The following is a 19,433-nucleotide window of genomic DNA, read 5'->3' as shown; positions in this document are numbered from 1 at the left end:
GGCCGTTGGTGTGGAACTACGGGGTCACTGCGGGGGCGGGGGCGGCGGCTGCTCGCCCTGCGGCGGCGGCGGGTTCTCCCCGCCGTGCAGGAACTCCTTGGCCTTGTCGCCGGCCTGGTCGAACTGCTCGTCGTGACCGGCGAACTTGCCCTTCAGGGCGTCACCGCCCTTGTCGACGAACGAGTCGGCCTTCTCCGGGTTCTTCCCGGCCCACTCCTTGGCCTTGTCAACGAAGTCGCCGAGCCCAGCCACGGCGCCCTCCCTCGGTCTCGGGGTCGATGTCGCGGACAGGGTTCCCCGACAGCGGCGGACGACACCAGGACCGAACGGCCCCGTCCGGTTGATCCAATCGTGACCGCGAGCACAGTAAATAGATTTTTACCCGTGTGGGAACCTCGTCGCGGGCTCGCGCGTTGAGCAGGATGGAGCGGGGCCACCGCTCCACGCACGTGAGGAGGACGAGTGCGCACCAGCAGCAACCCGGCGTTCCGCAACCTGCCGACGTCGCCCGGCGGGTATGCGCGGTTCGGGGACGCGCCGGCAGGTCTCGGGGGCGGCTTCGGCGGCGGGCCCGGGGTCCCCGGCTCGAGGGCGGGTGCCGCCGACCGGCCGCTCACCGTCGACGACGTCGTCCAGAAGACCGCGCTCAACGCCGTCGTCGCCATCGCCGTCGGCGTGCTCGTCGCGGTCAGCGGGCTCTACCTGCTCGGCCTGGTCGGCTTCGTCGTCGGCCTGGTCGTCGCGCTGATCATCATCTTCAAGCAGAGCACCAACCCGGCGCTGGTCCTGACCTACTCGGTGGCCGAGGGCATGGCCCTGGGCGCGCTGACCGGGGCGTTGGAGTCCTCGAGCAACCAGTACGCCGGCATCGGGTTCCAGGCGATCCTCGGTGTGGTCGGCGTCTTCATCGGGATGCTCGTGGTCTACAAGACCGGCGCCATCCGGGTCACGCCGCGACTGACCAAGATGGTCATCGGCGCCGCCATTGGCGTGCTCGTGCTGATGCTCGCCAACCTCGTCGTCAGCTTCTTCACCCAGGACGGCCTGGGCCTGCGCTCGGGCGGCACGCTGGCGATCATCTTCAGCCTGGTCTGCATCGCGATCGGCGCGTTCATGCTGCTGCTCGACTTCGACCAGGCCGACCAGGCGGTCAAGGCGGGCGTCCCGGCGCGGTTCGCCTGGTACCTGGCCTTCGGGTTCATGACGACCCTGGTCTGGCTCTACATCGAGATCCTGCGGCTGCTGAGCTACTTCCGCGAGTAGGCGGGAGCTCGGCACCGCGCGCGAGGAGGGGCACCTTCGGCCCGAGAGGCCGGGGGTGCCCTTTCGTGTGTCGGGGGGCCGTTCCCGGGGCAGCGGTGGTCCTCCGCTGACACCTGACGTCAGGAGGAACCCGTCCTGACACGCGGGCCGGGCGGTGCCGCGTCGGTCACGGGCACAGGAGGCAGGTCAGCCAGGCCCAGCAAATGCCTCCCGTGCCCCTCGACGCACACCAGGGCGACGCTCAGGACAGGCGCTCGAGCACCATCGCCATGCCCTGCCCGCCGCCGACGCACATCGTCTCCAGCCCGATCGTGGCGTCCTTCGCGCGCAGCCCGTTGAGCAGCGTCGTCGCGATCCGCGCGCCGGTCATCCCGAACGGGTGCCCGACCGCGATCGACCCGCCGTGCACGTTGAGCTTGGCCTCCATGTCCGAGTCCGACAGCCCGATGCCGTGCGCCGAGGGGATGACCTGCGCCGCGAACGCCTCGTTGATCTCCACGAGGTCCACGTCGTCGATCGAGAGCCCCGCCCGGCCCAGCGCCTGCTTCGACGCCTCGATCGGCCCCAGCCCCATGATCTCGGGCGACAGCCCGGTCACCCCGGTCGACACGACCCGGGCCAGCGGGGTGATCCCCAGGTCGGCGGCCCGCGTCGAGGACATGACCACCAGCGCGGCGGCGCCGTCGTTGAGCGGGCACGCGTTGCCGGCGGTGATCCGCCCGTCCGGACGGAACACCGGCTTGAGGTCGGCCACCGCCTCGTAGGTCGTGCCGGCGCGGGGGGAGTCGTCCGCGGAGATCACCGACCCGTCGGGGACCGTGACCGGGGTGGTCTCCCGGGCCCAGAACCCGTCGGCGGCCGACTGCTCGGCCAGGTTCTGCGAGCGGACCGCGAACCGGTCCATCTCCTCCCGCGACACCCCCTCGGCCAGCGCGACGTTCTCCGCCGTCTGGCCCATCGCGATGTAGGCGTCGGGGAGCAGCCCGTCGGCCCGCGGGTCGTGCCACTCCGACGCCCCGGCCGCGGCGGCCTCGGCGGTCCGCGCCTGGGCCTCGTCGAACAGCGGGTTCTGCGTGCCCGGCAGCCCGTCCGAGGAGCCCTTCTCGAACCGCGACACCGTCTCCACCCCGGCGGCGACGAACACGTCGCCCTCCCCGGCGCGGATCGCGTGCGCGGCCATCCGGATCGTCTGCAGCGACGACGAGCAGTACCGGGTGATCGTCGTGCCGGGCACGGTGTCGAGGCCGAGTTGCACCGCGACGATCCGGCCCATGTTGTAGCCCTGCTCCCCGCCGGGCAGGCCGCAGCCGAGCATGAGGTCCTCGACCTCGGCCGGGTCCAGTTCCGGCACCTGGTCCAGGGCGGCCCGCACCATCTGCGCCGCGAGGTCGTCGGGGCGCATCCCCGCGAGGGTGCCCTTGCGGGCGCGACCGATGGGCGAGCGGACGGCGGAGACGATCACGGCGTCGGGCGTCCCGGAGTTCTGGGCCATGCCCCAGAGGTTAGGCGCGACGGCGGACCGCGTCGCCGTACGCGGCCCCCACACCGGTGATTCGCCGCACAACGCGACCGTCGCCGCCGCGGCCCGGCAGGATGGGCGCCATGCGCTACGCCGAGCACGTGGGAGACCTCGTCGGTCACACGCCACTGGTGAAGCTCAACCGCGTCGTACCGACCGGGCCGGACGCGCCGCTGGTGCTGGCCAAGGTCGAGTACTTCAACCCCGGCGGGAGTGTGAAGGACCGCATCGCCGAGAAGATGGTGACCGCGGCCGAGGAGTCCGGGGAGCTGAAGCCGGGCGGCACGATCGTCGAGCCGACCTCGGGCAACACCGGCATCGGGCTCGCGATCGTCGCCCAGCAGCGCGGCTACCACTGCATCTTCGTCTGTCCGGACAAGGTCAGCGTCGCCAAGCAGGACGCGCTGCGCGCGTACGGGGCCGAGGTCGTCGTGTGCCCCGCCGCGGTCGAGCCGGAGCACCCCGAGTCCTACTACTCGGTCTCCGACCGCCTCGCCCGCGAGACCGAGGGCGGCTGGAAGCCCAACCAGTACGCGAACCCGAACAACCCCGCCTCGCACGTCGAGTCGACCGGCCCGGAGATCTGGGAGCAGACCGAGGGGCGGGTCACGCACTTCGTGGCCGGCGTCGGCACCGGCGGCACGATCTCGGGCACCGGGCGCTACCTCAAGGAGGTCTCCGGCGGGCGGGTGCAGATCATCGGGGCCGACCCGCTCGGCTCGGTGTACTCCGGCGGCGACGGCCGGCCCTACCTCGTCGAGGGCGTCGGCGAGGACTTCTGGCCCACCACCTACGACCGCGGGATCGCCGACCGCATCCTCGCGGTGTCCGACGCCGACTCGTTCCTCATGACCCGGCGGCTCGGCCGCGAGGAGGCCCTGCTCGTCGGCGGCTCGTGCGGGATGGCGACGGTGGCGGCCGCGCGCATCGCCTCCGAACTGGGTCCCGACGACGTCGTGGTCGTCCTCCTGCCCGACGGCGGGCGCGGGTACCTCTCCACGGTCTTCAACGACCAGTGGATGCAGTCCTACGGCTTCCTGCAGGCCGACACCGGCGAGTACACCATCGGCGACGTGCTGCGCGGCAAGGACGGCTCGATCCCCGACCTGGTGCACGGGCACCCGAACGAGACGGTCTCCGACATCATCGCGATCATGCGGGAGTTCGGCGTCTCGCAGATGCCCATCGTCAAGGCCGAGCCGCCGGTGATGATGGCCGAGGTCCGGGGCGCGGTCACCGAGCGGGACCTGCTCGACAAGCTCTTCACCGGCAAGGCCTCGCTGACCGACCGGGTCGAGGACCACCTGGCGCCGCCGCTGCCCACCGTCGGCATCACCGAGCCGCTCTCGCAGGGCATGACGTCGCTGCAGGGCGGCGACGGGCTGCTCGTGATCTCCGACGGGCGCCCGGCGGGGATCGTCTCGCGGGCCGACGTGCTGGCCTTCCTGGCCGGCCGGTAGCGCTCCGCGCGCGTGGGAGAGACTGGTCGGCGTGAGTGACCACGGCTTCGCCACCCGCGCCATCCACGCCGGCCAGGAGCCCGACCCGACCACCGGCTCCGTCGTCGTGCCCGTCCACGCGACCTCCACGTTCGCGCAGGACGGCGTCGGCGGGCTGCGGTCGGGCTACGAGTACGCCCGCACCGGCAACCCGACCCGCGCCGCGCTCGAGAGCCAGCTCGCGGCCCTCGAGGGCGGGCGGGCCTGTCGCGCGTACGCGTCCGGGATGGCGGCCGAGGACACCCTCCTGCGGGCGACGCTGCGCCCCGGGGACCACCTGGTCATCCCGATCGACGCCTACGGCGGCACGTTCCGTCTGATCTCGACGGTGCTGGCCGACTGGGGGGTGCGCTACTCCGCGGTCGACCTGTCCGACCTCGACGCGGTCCGGGCGGCGATCCTCCCCGAGACGAAGCTCCTGTGGTGCGAGACGCCGACGAACCCGCTGCTCTCGATCGCCGACATCGCCGGGCTCGCGTCGATCGCCGGCGAGCACGGGCTGCGCCTCGTGGTCGACAACACCTTCGCGTCGCCCTACCTGCAGCAGCCGCTCGCACTCGGCGCGAGCGTCGTCGTGCACTCGACGACGAAGTACCTCGGCGGGCACTCCGACGTCGTCGGGGGCGCGCTGATCACCTCCGACGAGGAGCTCGCGGCGGACCTCGGGCGGCTGCAGAACGGCATGGGGGCGGTCCCGGGACCGTTCGACTGCTTCCTGACGACCCGGGGGATCAAGACCCTCGCGCTGCGGATGGAGCAGCACTGCACCAATGCCGAGCGGGTGGTGGAGACCCTCGAGGCCCACGACGCCGTCGCGTCCGTGCTCTACCCCGGGCTCGCCGCCCACCCCGGCCACGAGGTCGCCGCGAAGCAGATGCGCCGCTTCGGCGGGATGGTCTCGATCCGCATGGCCGGCGGCGACGAGGCGGCGCGGGCGCTGTGCGCGGCCACCGAGGTGTTCACGCTCGCCGAGTCGCTGGGCGGGGTGGAGTCGCTGATCGAGCACCCCGGGGCGATGACCCACGCCTCGACCGCCGGCTCGCCGCTGGAGGTCCCGGCCGACCTGGTGCGCCTCTCGGTGGGCATCGAGGACGGCGACGACCTGGTCGACGACCTCCTGCAGGCCCTCGCCCGGGTCTGAGCCGACGGTCGTCCCGTCCCCCCGACGGGACGAACGACTCGATCGTGGCGTCTCTGTGCACGAACGAGTCGTTCGTTCCGAAAGGTCGGAACCGGACGGCGTGGGCGCCTACCCGCGGCGGGCGTCCGCCTGGTCGTTCGTGGTGCCGTGCGGCGTGGTGTGACCGGGCAGGACCAGGCCCGGCACGCTGCAGCCGCCGACGAACACCGGACCGTGGTGGGTCTCGACGAGGGTCCCGGGGTCGTCGCAGCCGGCCTGCGACACGGTGAAGACGGCGGCCCCGGTGAGGGCGGCGGCCACGACCAGCGGGGCGAGCAGGCCGGCGCGCGCGGCCCCGCGCAGCGGCGGGCGGCCCCCGCTCCGTGTTCCGGTCATCCCCCTGCCCTCCCGGCCGGCGTTCACGCTCTCAACACAGGTTACCGACCACGTCCGTCGTCACCGGCCCTCCGGTTCGACCCGTCCGACCGGCGAGGCGCGGGCGTCGCCGACCGGACCACCACGGAGCCCCCCGCGTTCGCGGATGCCCGCCCGTCGCGGCGGTGAACCGGTCGTCGACGTCACCCCCACGGCGGGAACCCGGGGCGGCGGGGGCACCATCACGCCCGTGCCGCAGACCCTGGTGACCCGCGACGACGTCGAGGCGGCCCGGGCCGCGCTCGACGGCGTGGTGCGCCGCACCCCGGTCGAACCGTCGCGGGTGCTGGCGGCATCCGCGGGCGGCCCGGTACGGCTCAAGTGCGAGAACCTGCAGCGCACCGGCAGCTTCAAGATCCGCGGCGCCTACCGCCGCATCCAGCGCCTGGACGACGCCGAGCGGGCGCGCGGCGTCGTCGCGGCCAGCGCCGGCAACCACGCCCAGGGCGTCGCGCTCGCGGCGGGCCTGCTCGGCACCCACGCGACGGTGTTCATGCCCGCCGGGGCGCCGCTGCCCAAGCTCGCGGCGACCCGCGGCTACGGCGCCGACGTCCGGCTCGTCGACACCTTCGACGCGACGCTGGGCGCAGCGCGGGACTTCGCGGAACGGACCGGCGCCGTGCTCATCCACCCCTTCGACCACCCGGACGTCGTCGCGGGCCAGGGCACCGTCGGGCTGGAGATCCTCGAACAGGTGCCGGACGCGGCCACCGTCGTCGTCTGCACCGGCGGCGGGGGACTGGTTTCCGGGATCGCGGCCGCCCTGGCCGGCACCGGGGTGCGGGTCGTCGGCGCCCAAGCCGAGGCGCACGCCGCCTGGCCGCCGTCGCTCGCCGCCGGCGAGCCCGTCACCGTCGGGGGCGCGACGATCGCCGACGGCATCGCGGTGCCCCGTCCCGGCGACCTGACGTTCGCGCAGGTCCGCGCCCAGGTCGACGAGATCGTGACGGTGAGCGAGGAGGCGCTGGCCCGCGCCGTGCTGCAGAGCCTGGAGCGCGGCAAGCTGCTCGTCGAGCCGGCGGGCGCCGCCGCCGTGGCGGCCGTCGCGGAGTACCCGGGACGGTGGCCGACGCCGGTCGTCGCCGTGCTGTCCGGGGGCAACGTCGACCCGCTCATGCTCGACGAGATCGTCCGGCGAGGCATGGCGGCCGCCGGGCGGTACGCGACGCTGCGGGTGCGCCTGCCCGACCGCCCGGGCTACCTCGCCGACCTGCTCGCGCACGTGGGACGGCTCGGCGGCAACGTCGTCGACGTGGACCACCGGCGGCTCGAGGCGTCGTCGGACCTCGGGCCGCTGGGGCTCGGCGCGGTGGAGGTGGCCCTGACCCTGGAGGCCCGGGGCCACGACCACCGCAGCGCGATGGTCGACGCCCTCCGCGAGGCGGGCTACGCCGTGGCGGAGGGCGCCGCGTGAGGGATCAGGGGGAGTACGGCTCCGCCGAGATGAGCGTGACCTCCATCGACCCGCCGTCGGGCAGGTCGTAGCTCACGGTGTCGCCCGCCTTGGCGCCGATGAGCGCCGAGCCCAGCGGGGAGTTCGGGGAGTAGACCTCGAGGTCACCGTGCGAGCCCTCCTCGCGGGAGCCCAGCAGGAACGTCTCGGTGTCGTCGTCGCCCTCGAAACGGACGGTGAGCACGGTGCCCGGGACGGCGGTCCCCGACTCCGTGGGGGTCTCGCCGACCTTCGCGGTGTGCAGGAGCTCCTGCAGGTGCCGGATGCGGGCCTCCATGACGCCCTGCTCCTCGCGGGCCGCGTGGTACCCGCCGTTCTCCTTGAGGTCGCCCTCCTCGCGGGCGGCGTTGATCTTCTGCGCGATGGCCGGACGCTGCCCCACCAGGTCGTCGAGCTCGGCCTTGAGGCGGTCGTGGGCGTCCTGGGTGAGCCAGGTCACCTGGGTCTGCGTCTCGGTCACGGCGATCAACTCCTCGGAGGTCCGGTCCCGCGGTCACGGGGCGGCTGCCTGTCGGGCAGGTCCGTGGTCCCCGACGGGCGGGGGTGCGGAACCGTCCACAGACGGAAAAACACGACCCGCGGCATGCGGGCCGTGTCGGGCGACACTAACACGGTCGGGGCCCCGGGGGACCCGTACGAACGATGCGGCCGGGAGGTTCCCGGATCTCCGGAGAATCTCACAAGGCCTTCGCCACCTGCGACGATCGTGTGATCACCGGTGTGCGGGGGGCGGCGCGGAGCAGGCTGTCGGTGGGGCGGGGGATGATGGTTCCGTGGAGTCATCCGAGGGCCTCACCGAGGCGTCCCCGTTGCGGCTGATGACGGTGCACGCGCACCCGGACGACGAGTCGAGCAAGGGTGCCGCGACGTGTGCGCGGTACGTCGACGAGGGCGTCGAGGTCATGGTGGTCACGTGCACCGGCGGTGAGGCCGGCAGCATCCTCAACCCGGCCATGGACCGGCCCGAGGTGCTCGCCGACATGGTCGGTGTGCGCCGGGCCGAGATGGCGCGCGCCGCCGAGATCCTGGGCGTCGAGCACCGCTGGCTCGGGTTCGTCGACTCCGGGCTCCCGGAGGGCGACCCGCCGCCCCCGCTGCCCGAGGGCTGCTTCGCGCTCCAGCCGCTCGAGGTGCCGACCGAGGCACTGGTGCGGGTCATGCGCGAGTTCCGCCCGCACGTCGTCGTTACCTACGACGAGAACGGCGGGTACCCCCACCCCGACCACATCCGCTGCCACGAGATCTCGATGGCCGCGTGGGAGGCGTGCGGCGACCCGGACCGGTTCCCCGACGCGGGCGAGCCCTGGCAGCCGCTGAAGCTGTACTACTCGCACGGCTTCTCCAAGGCACGCACCGTCGCGTTCCACGAGGCGCTCCTCGCGGAGGGTCTGGAATCGCCGTGGGCCGAGTGGCTCGAACGGTGGGATGCTTCCGAGCGTCCGGACCCGGGCACCCGGGTCACCACCCGCGTGCGCTGCGAGAAGTACTTCCCCCTGCGCGACGAGGCCCTGCTCGCGCACGCCACGCAGATCGACCCGAACGGCCGGTGGTTCTCCATGCCGATGGAGATGCAGCAGCAGATCTGGCCCACCGAGGACTACGAGCTCGCCCGGTCCCTGGTCGGCGACCCGGCGCAGACCGAGTCGCTCGACGACGGCGACCTCTTCTCCGGTGTCCGTGAGCGGGTGCTGGCACCGTGATCCCCGCCGTCCTCGCCTCTCCGGTGACCACGCTCGCCGTCGTCGTCACCCAGAACCAGCCGCCCGCGCCGGGCGCGGACCGCGGCGAGGAGTTCGGCTCGTCGTCCCCGATCGCCCTGGTCGTCATCCTGCTCCTGGGCATCGCGACCGCCTTCCTCATCCGCTCGATGAACAAGCGGCTGCGCAACGTCCCGGCGTCGTTCGACCCCGAGGACGAGGCTCCGTCGTCGGAGAGCGCAGAGGGCGAGGACGGCGCTCCGGACGCCGAGGGGTCGGCCCGCGCCGCCGGCACCACCCGGGAGCGGTCGCAGCCGGACGGCTGATCCGGACGCGGAGCGCCGCCGGGCGCCCGGGCGGTGACACCGTGCGACCATCGGGCGCATGGCCAACCGGCTCGCGGGCTCGACCAGCCCGTACCTGCGCCAGCACGCCGACAACCCGATCGACTGGCGCCCCTGGGAGACCGCCGCGTTCGACGAGGCCCGCGAGCGCGGCGTGCCGGTGCTGCTCTCCGTCGGCTACTCGGCCTGCCACTGGTGCCACGTCATGGCGCACGAGTCGTTCTCCGACCCGCAGATCGCGGCCTTCGTCAACGAGCACTTCGTGGCCATCAAGGTCGACCGCGAGGAGCGCCCGGACGTCGACGCGGTGTACATGGAGGCCACCCAGGCGATGACCGGCCAGGGCGGCTGGCCGATGACGTGCTTCCTCACCCCGGAGGGCCACCCGTTCCACTGCGGGACCTACTACCCGGCGGCCCCGCAGGCCGGGATGCCGTCGTTCCCGCAGCTGCTCACGGCGGTCGCGAGGGCCTGGGAGACCGACGGCGACAACGTCCGCGACGCGGCCGGCAAGATCGCCGACCGGCTGGCGGGGGTGGCGCGGTCGCTGCCGGCGGCCGCGGTCGACGAGTCCGTGCTCGCCGGGGCGGTCGACGTGCTCGAGGGCGAGTTCGACCGGGTCGCGGCCGGGTTCGGCGGGGCGCCCAAGTTCCCGCCGTCCGCAGTGCTGGAGTTCCTGCTGCGCCACCACGAGCGCACCGGCAGCGAGCCGGCCTGGCGGATGGCGACCGCCACCCACGAGCGGATGGCGCGCGGTGGGCTGTTCGACCAGCTCGCAGGCGGGTTCGCGCGCTACTCGGTCGACGCCGGGTGGGTGGTGCCGCACTTCGAGAAGATGCTCTACGACAACGCCCTGCTGCTGCGCAGCTACGCGCACGAGGCCCGGCTGGCGGCCGACCGGCCGGGGACCTCCGGGCTCGCGCGGCACGCGGCGGAGATGACGGCGGGCTTCCTCGTGCGCGACCTGCGCACCCCCGAGGGCGGCTTCGCCTCGGCCCTCGACGCCGACGCCGCGGGCGAGGAGGGCTCGACCTACGTGTGGTCGCCCGCCGAGCTCGCCGAGGTGCTGGGGGAGTCCGAGGGCGCCTGGGCGGCGGAGCTGCTGGGGGTCACCGAGGCGGGCACGTTCGAGCACGGACGGTCGACGCTGCAGATGCCCGCCGACCCCGACGACCCCGGGCGCTGGCAGGCCGCGCGCAAGGCGCTGCTCGCCGCCCGCGCCGCCCGCCCGCAGCCGGCCCGCGACGACAAGGTGGTGGCCGCGTGGAACGGCCTCGCGATCACCGCGCTCGTCGAGGGGGCCGCGGCCCTCGGCCGCTCGGACTGGCTGGCCGCGGCCCGGCGCGCCGCGGGCCTGCTGCTGCGCGTCCACGTCGTCGACGGCCGGCTGCGCCGCACGTCGCGCGACGGCGTCGTCGGCGAGGCACCCGGGGTCCTGGAGGACCACGCGGCGCTCGCCGAGGGGCTGCTCGCGCTGCACCAGGCGACCGCGGAGCCGCGCTGGCTCGACGACGCGTGCGCCCTGCTCGACGTCGTCCTCGAGCGGTTCGCCGAGCACGACGACGCCGGGGCCCCGACGGGCCTCTTCTGGGACACCGCCGACGATGCCGAGGCGCTGGTCAGCCGCCCGCGTGAGATCACCGACGGGGCCACGCCCTGCGGGTCGTCGATCCTGACCGCGGCGCTGGTCTCCGCCTCGGTGCTCGCCGGGCCGGAGCGCGCCGGGCGCTACCGCGGGGTCGCCGAGGCGGCGCTGACGACGGCGGGGACGCTGCTCGCCCGGCACGCCCGCTTCGCCGGCGGCTGGGCCACGGCCGCCGAGGCGACGCTGAGCGGGCCGCTGCAGGTCGCCGTCGTCGGGACCGACGAGACCGCGCGCGAGCCGCTGCTGGCGGCGGCGCGACGGGCGGCACCGGGCGGGACGGTCGTGGTGGCCGGTGAGCCGGAGGCGCCGGGGGTGCCGCTGCTCGCCGACCGGCCCCTGGTCGACGGCGCGGCGGCCGCCTACCTGTGCCACGGGTACGTCTGCGACCGGCCCCGGACCTCGCCGGAGGAGCTCGCGGACGCGCTGCGGGCCGTCTGAGCGGCCCACCCCGGATGTCAGCGGTGTCGCATCGCAGACGTCCAGTGTCTGCGATGCGACACCGCTGACGTTCCACGCCCGTCCACCCACGGCGAACACCACTGACTACTGCGCCTGTGTAATGCTGTAATTAGCGCAAGGCGCGAGCACGAGGAGTGGACGATGATGGTGGGACGAGGACACCGGGGACGCCCCGGTGGCGGGGGACGGGTCGGCCGGGGCGGGCGCCCCGCGAGCGAGCTGCCGCCGACCGACGACCTGACGGCCTGGCTGGCCGGGCGGCTGCCCGACGGCTGGTTCACCGCGGCGCCGGAGGTCACGGTCGACCGCGAGGAGATCCTGGTGGTCGGCGAGCTGCCGGCCCCGGAGACGCCCGAGGACGCCGACCAGGCCGCCCGCGCCGCGAGCGCCGTCGGCCGGATCAGCCGGTTCCGGGAGGAGACCCGCGAGGACCGGATGGAGATCGCGCGGCAGGCCGAGCACCGCTACGGGCGCAAGGTCGCCTGGGGCGCGCGCATCCCCGGCCAGGGCGACGACGACGGCGTCGAGGAGCTGTTCACCACGCTCTCGGTGCCGGTGATGACGCGGCTGCGCCAGCCCGAGCGGCGGGTCCTGGACACGCTGGTCGACGCCGGCGTGGCGCGGTCCCGCTCCGAGGCGCTGGCCTGGGCGGTGGCGCTGGTGGGCGAGCACACCGAGCCGTGGCTCGCCGAGCTCCGGGAGGCGATGAGCACGGTCGACGAGCTCCGGGCGCGGGGGCCGCGCCTCGACGGGGACGACGACGACGCCGGGGCAGACGGGGCCCCGACCGATCAGGCGTAGAGCACCAGCCAGATCGCCACGTGGTGGCAGATGGCCGCCACCACGGTGGCCGCGTGGAAGAACTCGTGGTAGCCGAAGGTCCTCGGCCAGCCGACGGGCCGCCGGAAGGCGTAGCAGAGCGCGCCGAGGGTGTAGAACGCGCCGCCGACGAGCAGCAGGACCAGCGCCGCCACGCCCCCGCGGTGGAGCAGGTCGGGGAGGACGAACACCGCGACCCAGCCCAGGGCCAGGTAGAACGGCACCCCGACCCACCGCGGGGCGTGCGGGCGCAGGAGCTTCAGCGTCGCGCCGCCGATCGCGCCGATCCAGACCACGAGGAGCACGACGAGCCCGGTGGGCTCGGGCAGGGCGAGCACGGCGAACGGCGTGTAGGTGCCCGCGATGAAGATGAAGATCATCGCGTGGTCGAGCCGCTTCATCGTCGTGCGCGACCGCGCGGAGGTCCAGGACCGCCGGTGGTAGAGCGCGCTGATGCCGAACAGCCCGAGCACCGTCGCCGAGTAGACCGCGCAGGCCGCCGCGGCCGCGCCCGAGACCGTCGAGCCGGCCAGGGCGATCAGCGTGGCGCCCGCCGCGATCCCCACGGCGAACGACCAGGCGTGCAGCCACCCGCGCAGACGCGGCTTGAGCGGCGGCGCGAGCGGCGACGGCGAGTCGGTGATGCTCACGGTGGCCAGGGTAGGGGAGCCGTGGCCGCCGCCGGGGAACACGGCGCTACCGCTGGATGACCGGCGGGCGATCCCGTACGGACGGCCCGGATCGGCACCCCCCGAGAGGGGACGACGGGTAGATCGTGACCTCCGCGGCGTAGCCTGACTGCCCGTGAGCGTCCGGGCCAACATCCGTGAGGTCGCCGAATCGCTCTACGAGCGACGGCTGCGGCGGCGGGTCGTGGCCAGCCACCCGCCACGCCATGTGGGCGTCATCCTCGACGGCAACCGGCGCTGGGCCCGCGAGGTCGGTCTCACCGACCCCAGCGACGGGCACCGGGTGGGCGCCCGCAAGATCGTCGACCTGCTCGACTGGGCCGACGAGGCGGGCGTCGAGGTGGTGACGCTCTTCCTGCTCTCCACCGACAACCTCGGGCGCCCCTCCGACGAGCTCGAGCAGCTCCTCGAGATCATCGCCACCGCGGTCGAGGGGCTCGCGGCGCCCGACCGTCGATGGCGCGTGCGGGTGGTCGGCAACCCCGACCTCGTCCCCTCACCCACCGCCGCGCGGCTCGCCGCCGCCGCGGCCGGCACGGAGGGCCGCACGGGGATGCAGGTCAACGCCGCCATCGGCTACGGCGGGCGGCAGGAGATCGCGGACGCCGTGCGCAAGCTGCTGCTGCGCCACGCCGAGGCGGGCACGTCGATCGAGGAGCTCGCGGAGGTCCTCGACGTCGACCACATCGCCGAGCACCTCTACACCTCGGGCCAGCCCGACCCCGACCTCGTCATCCGGACCTCCGGGGAGCAGCGGCTCTCGGGATTCCTCATGTGGCAGTCGGTCTATTCGGAGTTCTACTTCACCGAGGCGTTCTGGCCGCAGTTCCGCCGGATCGATTTCCTGCGGGCCCTGCGCGACTATTCCGACCGGCACCGCCGCTACGGCGGCTGACCGGAGCGCACAGCGAAGCGCACCGGCGCGCCCGTGCCATCCCCCGATGGGCACGGACGCGCCGGTGCGCGTGGGTCGCCCACGGCGCGGGCTCCCGATCTGCTCCCAGGGAACCAGGAGCCCGCGCCGTGGTCGTCTCGGTCGTGCTGCCCCTACAGGACGTCGATGCCGACGTTCTTGAGGATGTCGTTGTTGTTCAGGATCGAGCAGGCGTTGACCGGGATGGCGGTGTTCGCGCCACCCAGGACGTCGACCAGGCCGCCGCCGCGCGACGCGTTCAGCTGGTTGACGTCGTTGCCGCACGTCGAGGACGCGTTGCGGTTGTCCGAGCCGTGGTGGCCCCAGTGGCCGTGGTCCTTGCCGTGGTCCTTGCCGTGGTCCCAGCTGTGCCCGCTGTCGTCGGAGGAGTGCGACCCCTGCCAGTCACCGGCGAACGCGGCCGGCGTCAGCGCCACCATCCCGGCACCCGCCGCCAGGACAACCATTCCCGCCTTCTTCAGCAGCATTCGGAGAAATTCCCCTCGTCAGTCGGCGGTTCCCGGATCGTGATCCGGGGGACCGCTTTCGTGTGTTCCGGCCTCACGGACGGTGTGGCCGATGACGTGAAACCTAACGAAGCCACCGGGCCGAGCGCTGCGGCCATTCCCCGATCGAGTGGCGGACAATTCGTACGGCAACTTGAGTCGCCTTTCCGGGTGGGACCGGTGGCGACGGGGGGCGTCAGCCGGACCCACCGGGAGCATCCAGCCGCGATCCGTCACCGACCTCGACACCCGAGCGTCGTATCCAGCGACGCCGTGTCCGCGCCGAGGCCCCGGACGCCCACCGCGGGTAACCTCCGCCGCGGTGGACGGAAGTGACCCCGAGGGGCTCGCGCGGGACTACGTGGCCCTCGGGCTGCGGCTCGGTCGCGTCGTGCCGGGCCTGGTCGACGCCCACGTCGGCGACCCCGCCCTCGCCCGCCGCGTGGACGACGAGCCCGCGGGGGACCCGGCCGTCCTGCGCCGCGAGGCCGCCGCCCTGCGCCGGCGGCTCGACGACGGATCCCTCGACCCCGCCCGCACGGCCTACCTCGCCGCCCAGCTTGCCGCCTGCGAGGTGATCGCCGCGCGCGCGGCCGGCGAGGAGGTCGACGTCGTGACGGAGATCCGGGAGTGCCTCGGCGTCGACGTCGGGCCCGGCGACCCCGACGCCTACAGGGAGGCCCACGCCGGGCTCGCCGAGGTCCTCGGGACGACGACGGCCCGGCTGCCCGGCGCCCTCGCCGCGTTCCGCGACCGCGACCGCGTCGCCCCCGAGCTCCTGCGTCCGGGGCTCGCGGCGATGACGGCGGCGCTGCGGGAGCGCACCCGCGCCGCCGTCGGGCTCCCTCCGGACGAGCGCGTGGAGCTGGAGATCGTCGCCGGCGTGCCCTGGGCCGGGTTCGCGCACCGGACCGGGCCGGGGCGCTCCGTCGTGCAGGTCTCGCGCGACGCCGGGCACCGGCGGGCCCACCTGCCCCTGCTCGCCGCCCACGAGGCCTATCCCGGGCACCACACCGAGATGTCGCGCACCGAGGCCCGGCCGGCGGCCCCCGAGCGCACCCTCTTCCTCGCGCGGACCCCGCAGAGCCTCGTCGCCGAGGGCGCGGCCGAGACCGGCCTGGCCGCCGTCGTCGGGACCGGGTGGGGCGTGTGGGCGGCGGACCACCTGGCGGCGGCCGGGGTCCCGACGACGGCGGGTGAGGGTGCGCTGGGGGAGGCGGTCGAGGAGGCCATGCTCCCGCTCGGCGGCGTCCGGCAGGACGCGGCACTGCTGCTGCACGGCAGCACCGCGGCCGACCGGGAGGAGCGGGCGCGCGCCCACCTGCGGCGCTGGCTGCTCATCGACGACGAGCGCGCCGGGCGGATGCTCGGGTTCCTCGGCCACCCCCGCTGGCGCATCCACACCACGACCTACGTGGAGGGGACGGCGCTCGCGCGCGCCTGGCTCGCGGCGCGGCCGGAGGGCGAGCCGGCGGGGCCGCACTTCGCCCGCCTGCTCGACGAACCGTGGACGCCCGACCGTCTCCGGCACGCAGCGTCGACGACGGCGGGCGTTTCCGACACGCAGAGCGACACGCCGGGCGAGCGCGGCGAGCGGTACCCCGGATCGGTCGGGCCCTCACCGATGTCACCGACCGTATGAGCCACGTCACCAACTCGTCACGTTCGGCGCGCGACAACGACCGGCCATCGGCTGTACCGTCCGCCTCGACGGGGCCGTAGCGGATGCGGACCGTCCGGGGAGGCCGGAGAGCGTGACGGGTCGGTTCGGATCGCGGTGCCGCGGCACCGCCGGGGTGCGAAGGCCGGGCCGCGTCCCGCCGTCGCCGTCCCCGGCGGCCCTCGGCGTCGTCGACCGGGCGGGCCCGGCGGGAGGGCCGGCACCCGGTCCGCCCGCTCGGCGCCGGAGAGGCAGGTCCCCCGGCGGGGGACCATGCCACCGGTTCCGCATCGCGACCTGATCCCGACCGACTCGTCCGTCGAGGAACCGTGGTCGTGGGTGCCGCGACCGCCGAGGGAGTAGCCGTGAGCGCAGAGCACGTCGAGCGTCCCCCGTCGGTGTCCGGCAGCGTCGTCACCCCCTCCGCGGTAGCCGCGGACGGCGCGCCCACCCCTGGCAGCACCCGGGCCGGGATCACCTACGTTCTCGACACCTCGGTCCTGCTGTCCGACCCGTGGGCCCCGACCCGGTTCGCGGAGCACGACGTCGTCGTCCCCCTCGTCGTCATCACCGAGCTCGAGGGCAAGCGTCACCACCCGGAACTGGGCTGGTTCGCCCGGGAGGCCCTGCGCCTGCTCGACGACCTGCGCATCGCCCACGGCCGGCTGGACGAGCCGATCACGATCACGCCCGAGGGCGGGACGCTGCACGTCGAGCTCAACCACACCGACCCCTCGGTGCTCCCCGCCGGCTTCCGGACCGCGGAGAACGACTCCCGCATCCTCGCGTGCGCGGCGAACCTCGCCCGCGACGGCGACCGTCCCAACCCCGGGCGCGTCACCCTCGTCACCAAGGACATGCCGCTGCGGGTGAAGGCCGCCGCGGTCGGTCTGCCCGCCGACGAGTACCACGCCCAGGACGTCGTGCTCTCCGGCTGGACCGGGATGGCCGAGGTCGCCGCCGACCCCGGCGAGATCTCCGAGCTGTTCTCCGACGGAGTCACGGAGGTCGAGGCCGCCCGCGAGCTGCCCTGCCACACCGGGCTGCGCCTGCTCGGTGGCGGCTCCTCGGCGCTGGGACGGGTCACGCCCGACAAGCAGGTGCGCCTCGTGCGCGGCGACCGTGACGTCTTCGGGCTGCACGGCCGCTCCGCCGAGCAGCGCATCGCGATCGACCTGCTCACCGACCCCGACATCGGGATCGTCTCGCTCGGCGGCCGCGCCGGGACCGGGAAGTCGGCGCTGGCCCTGTGCGCCGGGCTCGAGGCGGTGCTCGAGCGCCAGCAGCACCGGCGCATCGTCGTGTTCCGCCCGGTCTACGCGGTGGGCGGCCAGGACCTCGGCTACCTGCCCGGCGGCGAGAACGAGAAGATGGCGCCCTGGGCGCAGGCGGTGTTCGACACCCTGGGGGCGCTGGTCTCGACCAACGTCGTCGAGGAGGTCATCGAGCGCGGCATGCTCGAGGTGCTCCCGCTGACCCATATCCGGGGCCGCTCGCTGCACGACGCGTTCGTCATCGTCGACGAGGCCCAGTCGCTGGAGCGCAACGTCCTGCTCACGGTGCTCTCCCGGCTCGGGACGAACTCGCGCGTGGTGCTCACCCACGACGTCGCCCAGCGCGACAACCTGCGGGTGGGCCGCCACGACGGGGTCGCCGCCGTGATCGAGAAGCTCAAGGGCCACCCGCTGTTCGCGCACGTCACGCTGACCCGCTCGGAGCGCTCGCCGATCGCCGCGCTGGTCACCGAGATGCTCGAGGGCGAGGGCATGGCGTAGTCCCCGGCACGTCCTGAGCGAAGGGCACCTTCGGTCGGATAGATCGACCGAAGGTGCCCATCGCTCGACACCGGGGGCCGCCCGACGTTCCGGCGGTGGGCGCCCCTGGCTCGTCTATTCGAGCGAAGGTGCCCTTCGCTCAAAACCAGCCGGGAGCGCTCACCAGCCGGTCGGCAGCGGCCGGCCCTCCGCGAACCCCGACGCCGACTGCACCCCGAGCACCGCCCGCGCGTGGAACTCCTCGAGGGTCGCCGCCCCGGTGTAGGTGCAGGCCGACCGGACGCCGGCGCAGATCGAGTCGAGCAGGTCCTCGACGCCGGGCCGGGCCGGGTCCAGGCGCATCCGCGACGACGAGATGCCCTCCTCGAAGAGCCCCTTGCGGGCCCGGTCGAACGCCGAGTCGGTCCGGGTCCGCGCCGTGACCGCCCGCTTCGAGGCCATCCCGAACGACTCCTTGTACGGCGCGCCCGACTCGTCGCGCTGCAGGTCGCCCGGCGACTCGTACGTCCCGGCGAACCACGAGCCGACCATCACCGCCGACGCCCCGGCCGCCAGCGCCAGCGCCACGTCGCGGGGGTGGCGCACGCCGCCGTCGGCCCACACGTGGGCGCCGCGCGCCCGGGCGGCCGCCGCGCACTCGGCCACCGCCGAGAACTGCGGCCGCCCGACGCCGGTCGCCATCCGCGTCGTGCACATCGCGCCCGGCCCGACGCCGACCTTCACGACGTCGGCCCCCGCGTCCACCAGGTCGGCGGTCCCGGAGGCGGTGACGACGTTGCCCGCGACGACGACGGCCCCGGGCGCGGCGGCCCGGACGGTCCGCAGCGCGCTGATCGTCTTCTCCTGGTGGCCGTGGGCGGTGTCGACGACGAGGACGTCGACCCCGGCGGCCACCAGTTCCTTGGTGCGGGTCGCGACGTCGCCGTTCACCCCGAGCGCGGCGGCCACCCGCAACCGGCCCTCGGCGTCGACCGCGGGGGTGTAGACCTCGGCGCGCAGCGCCCCGGTGCGGGTCAGCACCCCGGCGAGCCGGCCGCCGTCGTCGACGCCCAGGGCGAGGTCGCCGGCCCCGGGCGCGGAGAGCTCGTCGAACACGGTGCGCGGCTCGGTGCCCACCGAGACGGTCACCGCCGGCACGAGCACGTCCGCGAGCCGGGTGAAGCGGTCGACACCGCCGCAGTCCGCTTCCCGCACGACGCCGAGCGGGCGCCCGCCGTCGTCGATCACGACGACGGCACCGTGCGCCCGCTTGTTGACGAGGTTCAGCGCGTCCGCGACGGCCTCGCCGGGCTGCAGCACGACCGGGGTGTCCCACACGGTGTGGCGGGACTTCACCCCGGCGACGATGTCGGCGACGGCGGCGGCGTCGACGTCCTGCGGGATCACCGCCATCCCGCCGCGGCGTGCCAGCGTCTCGGCCATCCGCCGGCCCGACACCGCGGTCATGTTCGCCGCGACCACCGGGATCGTCGCGCCCGAGGGGTCGGCCACCGCGAGGTCGACGTCGAACCGGGAGGCGACGTCGGAGCGCTCGGGGACGAGGAAGACGTCGTCGTAGGTCAGGTCGTGGGACGGGGCGTGGCCGTCGAGGAACCGCACGTACGCACAGGCTACCGGCTCCCGCATGTGAACGAATC

General features: G+C 74.3%; 18 protein-coding genes. 11 read left to right on the top strand and 7 right to left on the bottom strand.

Going from position 1 to position 19,433, the window contains the following annotated elements; all coding sequences use genetic code 11:
- Positions 1–24: 24 nt before the first annotated feature.
- Entirely contained in the window at positions 25–252 is a 228-nt protein-coding gene (locus HH311_RS03780; protein ID WP_169182180.1) for an antitoxin, read from the bottom strand.
- 210 nt (positions 253–462) lie between these two features.
- Between HH311_RS03780 and HH311_RS03775 the strand changes: the two genes are divergently transcribed.
- Positions 463–1,263 carry a Bax inhibitor-1/YccA family protein gene (locus tag HH311_RS03775; RefSeq protein ID WP_169182179.1) on the top strand — a complete coding sequence of 267 codons (801 nt, stop codon included), beginning with the start codon at positions 463–465 and terminating at the stop codon, positions 1,261–1,263.
- Between the two features lie 241 nt (positions 1,264–1,504).
- Here HH311_RS03775 and HH311_RS03770 read toward each other — a convergent pair whose 3' ends face one another.
- A complete protein-coding gene (locus HH311_RS03770; RefSeq protein WP_169182178.1) occupies positions 1,505–2,755 on the bottom strand; it encodes an acetyl-CoA C-acetyltransferase in 1,251 nt (416 codons plus the stop codon).
- A gap of 110 nt (positions 2,756–2,865) precedes the next feature.
- Here HH311_RS03770 and HH311_RS03765 point away from each other — a divergent pair, with 110 nt between their 5' ends.
- Entirely contained in the window at positions 2,866–4,242 is a 1,377-nt protein-coding gene (locus HH311_RS03765; protein ID WP_169182177.1) for a cystathionine beta-synthase, read from the top strand.
- Between the two features lie 31 nt (positions 4,243–4,273).
- Positions 4,274–5,422, top strand: coding sequence for a cystathionine gamma-synthase (locus tag HH311_RS03760; RefSeq protein WP_312029925.1), 1,149 nt, complete (start codon positions 4,274–4,276; stop codon positions 5,420–5,422).
- A gap of 108 nt (positions 5,423–5,530) precedes the next feature.
- Here HH311_RS03760 and HH311_RS03755 read toward each other — a convergent pair whose 3' ends face one another.
- Positions 5,531–5,797 (bottom strand): hypothetical protein, encoded by a 267-nt coding sequence (locus HH311_RS03755; protein WP_248292000.1) that lies wholly within the window; start codon positions 5,795–5,797, stop codon positions 5,531–5,533.
- 229 nt (positions 5,798–6,026) lie between these two features.
- Here HH311_RS03755 and ilvA point away from each other — a divergent pair, with 229 nt between their 5' ends.
- On the top strand, positions 6,027–7,250 hold the full coding sequence (gene ilvA / locus HH311_RS03750; RefSeq protein WP_312029924.1) for a threonine ammonia-lyase: 1,224 nt from the start codon (positions 6,027–6,029) through the stop codon (positions 7,248–7,250).
- Between the two features lie 4 nt (positions 7,251–7,254).
- Here the strand turns inward: ilvA and greA are convergent, their stop codons facing one another.
- A complete protein-coding gene (gene greA, locus HH311_RS03745; RefSeq protein WP_169182175.1) occupies positions 7,255–7,749 on the bottom strand; it encodes a transcription elongation factor GreA in 495 nt (164 codons plus the stop codon).
- A 358-nt stretch (positions 7,750–8,107) separates the two neighbouring features.
- On the opposite strand from greA, the gene mca reads away from it, so the two are divergent.
- From mca to HH311_RS03725, 4 genes are all read left to right on the top strand, one after another.
- The gene (gene mca, locus HH311_RS03740) at positions 8,108–8,989 is read left to right on the top strand and encodes a mycothiol conjugate amidase Mca (protein ID WP_169182654.1); all 882 of its coding nucleotides are present in this window, start codon (positions 8,108–8,110) and stop codon (positions 8,987–8,989) included.
- Positions 8,986–9,312, top strand: coding sequence for a hypothetical protein (locus tag HH311_RS03735; RefSeq protein WP_169182174.1), 327 nt, complete (start codon positions 8,986–8,988; stop codon positions 9,310–9,312). Before mca ends, HH311_RS03735 begins: the two co-directional genes overlap by 4 nt.
- Positions 9,313–9,370: 58 nt before the next feature.
- Positions 9,371–11,413: a thioredoxin domain-containing protein gene (locus HH311_RS03730; RefSeq protein WP_169182173.1), complete on the top strand. Its 2,043-nt coding sequence runs from the start codon at positions 9,371–9,373 to the stop codon at positions 11,411–11,413.
- Between the two features lie 165 nt (positions 11,414–11,578).
- Positions 11,579–12,235 (top strand): hypothetical protein, encoded by a 657-nt coding sequence (locus HH311_RS03725; RefSeq protein ID WP_169182653.1) that lies wholly within the window; start codon positions 11,579–11,581, stop codon positions 12,233–12,235.
- On the opposite strand, the gene HH311_RS03720 is transcribed toward HH311_RS03725, so the two are convergent.
- Positions 12,226–12,903, bottom strand: a complete 678-nt coding sequence (locus HH311_RS03720) for a hemolysin III family protein (RefSeq protein ID WP_169182172.1) — start codon at positions 12,901–12,903, stop codon at positions 12,226–12,228. The two genes, HH311_RS03725 and HH311_RS03720, sit on opposite strands and share 10 nt — an antisense overlap.
- Before the next feature lie 154 nt (positions 12,904–13,057).
- Here HH311_RS03720 and HH311_RS03715 point away from each other — a divergent pair, with 154 nt between their 5' ends.
- A complete protein-coding gene (locus HH311_RS03715; RefSeq protein WP_169182171.1) occupies positions 13,058–13,837 on the top strand; it encodes an isoprenyl transferase in 780 nt (259 codons plus the stop codon).
- 152 nt (positions 13,838–13,989) lie between these two features.
- Here the strand turns inward: HH311_RS03715 and HH311_RS03710 are convergent, their stop codons facing one another.
- Complete coding sequence (locus tag HH311_RS03710) at positions 13,990–14,322, bottom strand: hypothetical protein (protein ID WP_169182170.1); 333 nt, start codon at positions 14,320–14,322, stop codon at positions 13,990–13,992.
- 361 nt (positions 14,323–14,683) lie between these two features.
- Here HH311_RS03710 and HH311_RS03705 point away from each other — a divergent pair, with 361 nt between their 5' ends.
- Positions 14,684–16,003 (top strand): DUF885 domain-containing protein, encoded by a 1,320-nt coding sequence (locus HH311_RS03705; RefSeq protein ID WP_169182169.1) that lies wholly within the window; start codon positions 14,684–14,686, stop codon positions 16,001–16,003.
- Between the two features lie 491 nt (positions 16,004–16,494).
- A complete protein-coding gene (locus HH311_RS03700) occupies positions 16,495–17,796 on the top strand; it encodes a PhoH family protein (RefSeq protein WP_312029970.1) in 1,302 nt (433 codons plus the stop codon).
- A gap of 159 nt (positions 17,797–17,955) precedes the next feature.
- On the opposite strand, the gene HH311_RS03695 is transcribed toward HH311_RS03700, so the two are convergent.
- Positions 17,956–19,395 carry a GuaB1 family IMP dehydrogenase-related protein gene (locus tag HH311_RS03695; protein WP_169182168.1) on the bottom strand — a complete coding sequence of 480 codons (1,440 nt, stop codon included), beginning with the start codon at positions 19,393–19,395 and terminating at the stop codon, positions 17,956–17,958.
- Positions 19,396–19,433: the final 38 nt, after the last annotated feature.

It is taken from the genome of Actinomycetospora sp. TBRC 11914, assembly GCF_012933465.1.
In the GTDB taxonomy this organism is placed as follows: Bacteria; Actinomycetota; Actinomycetes; order Mycobacteriales; family Pseudonocardiaceae; genus Actinomycetospora.
The sequence above is the reverse complement of the archived record's forward strand: the minus strand, read 5'-3'. Positions and strand labels throughout refer to the sequence as shown.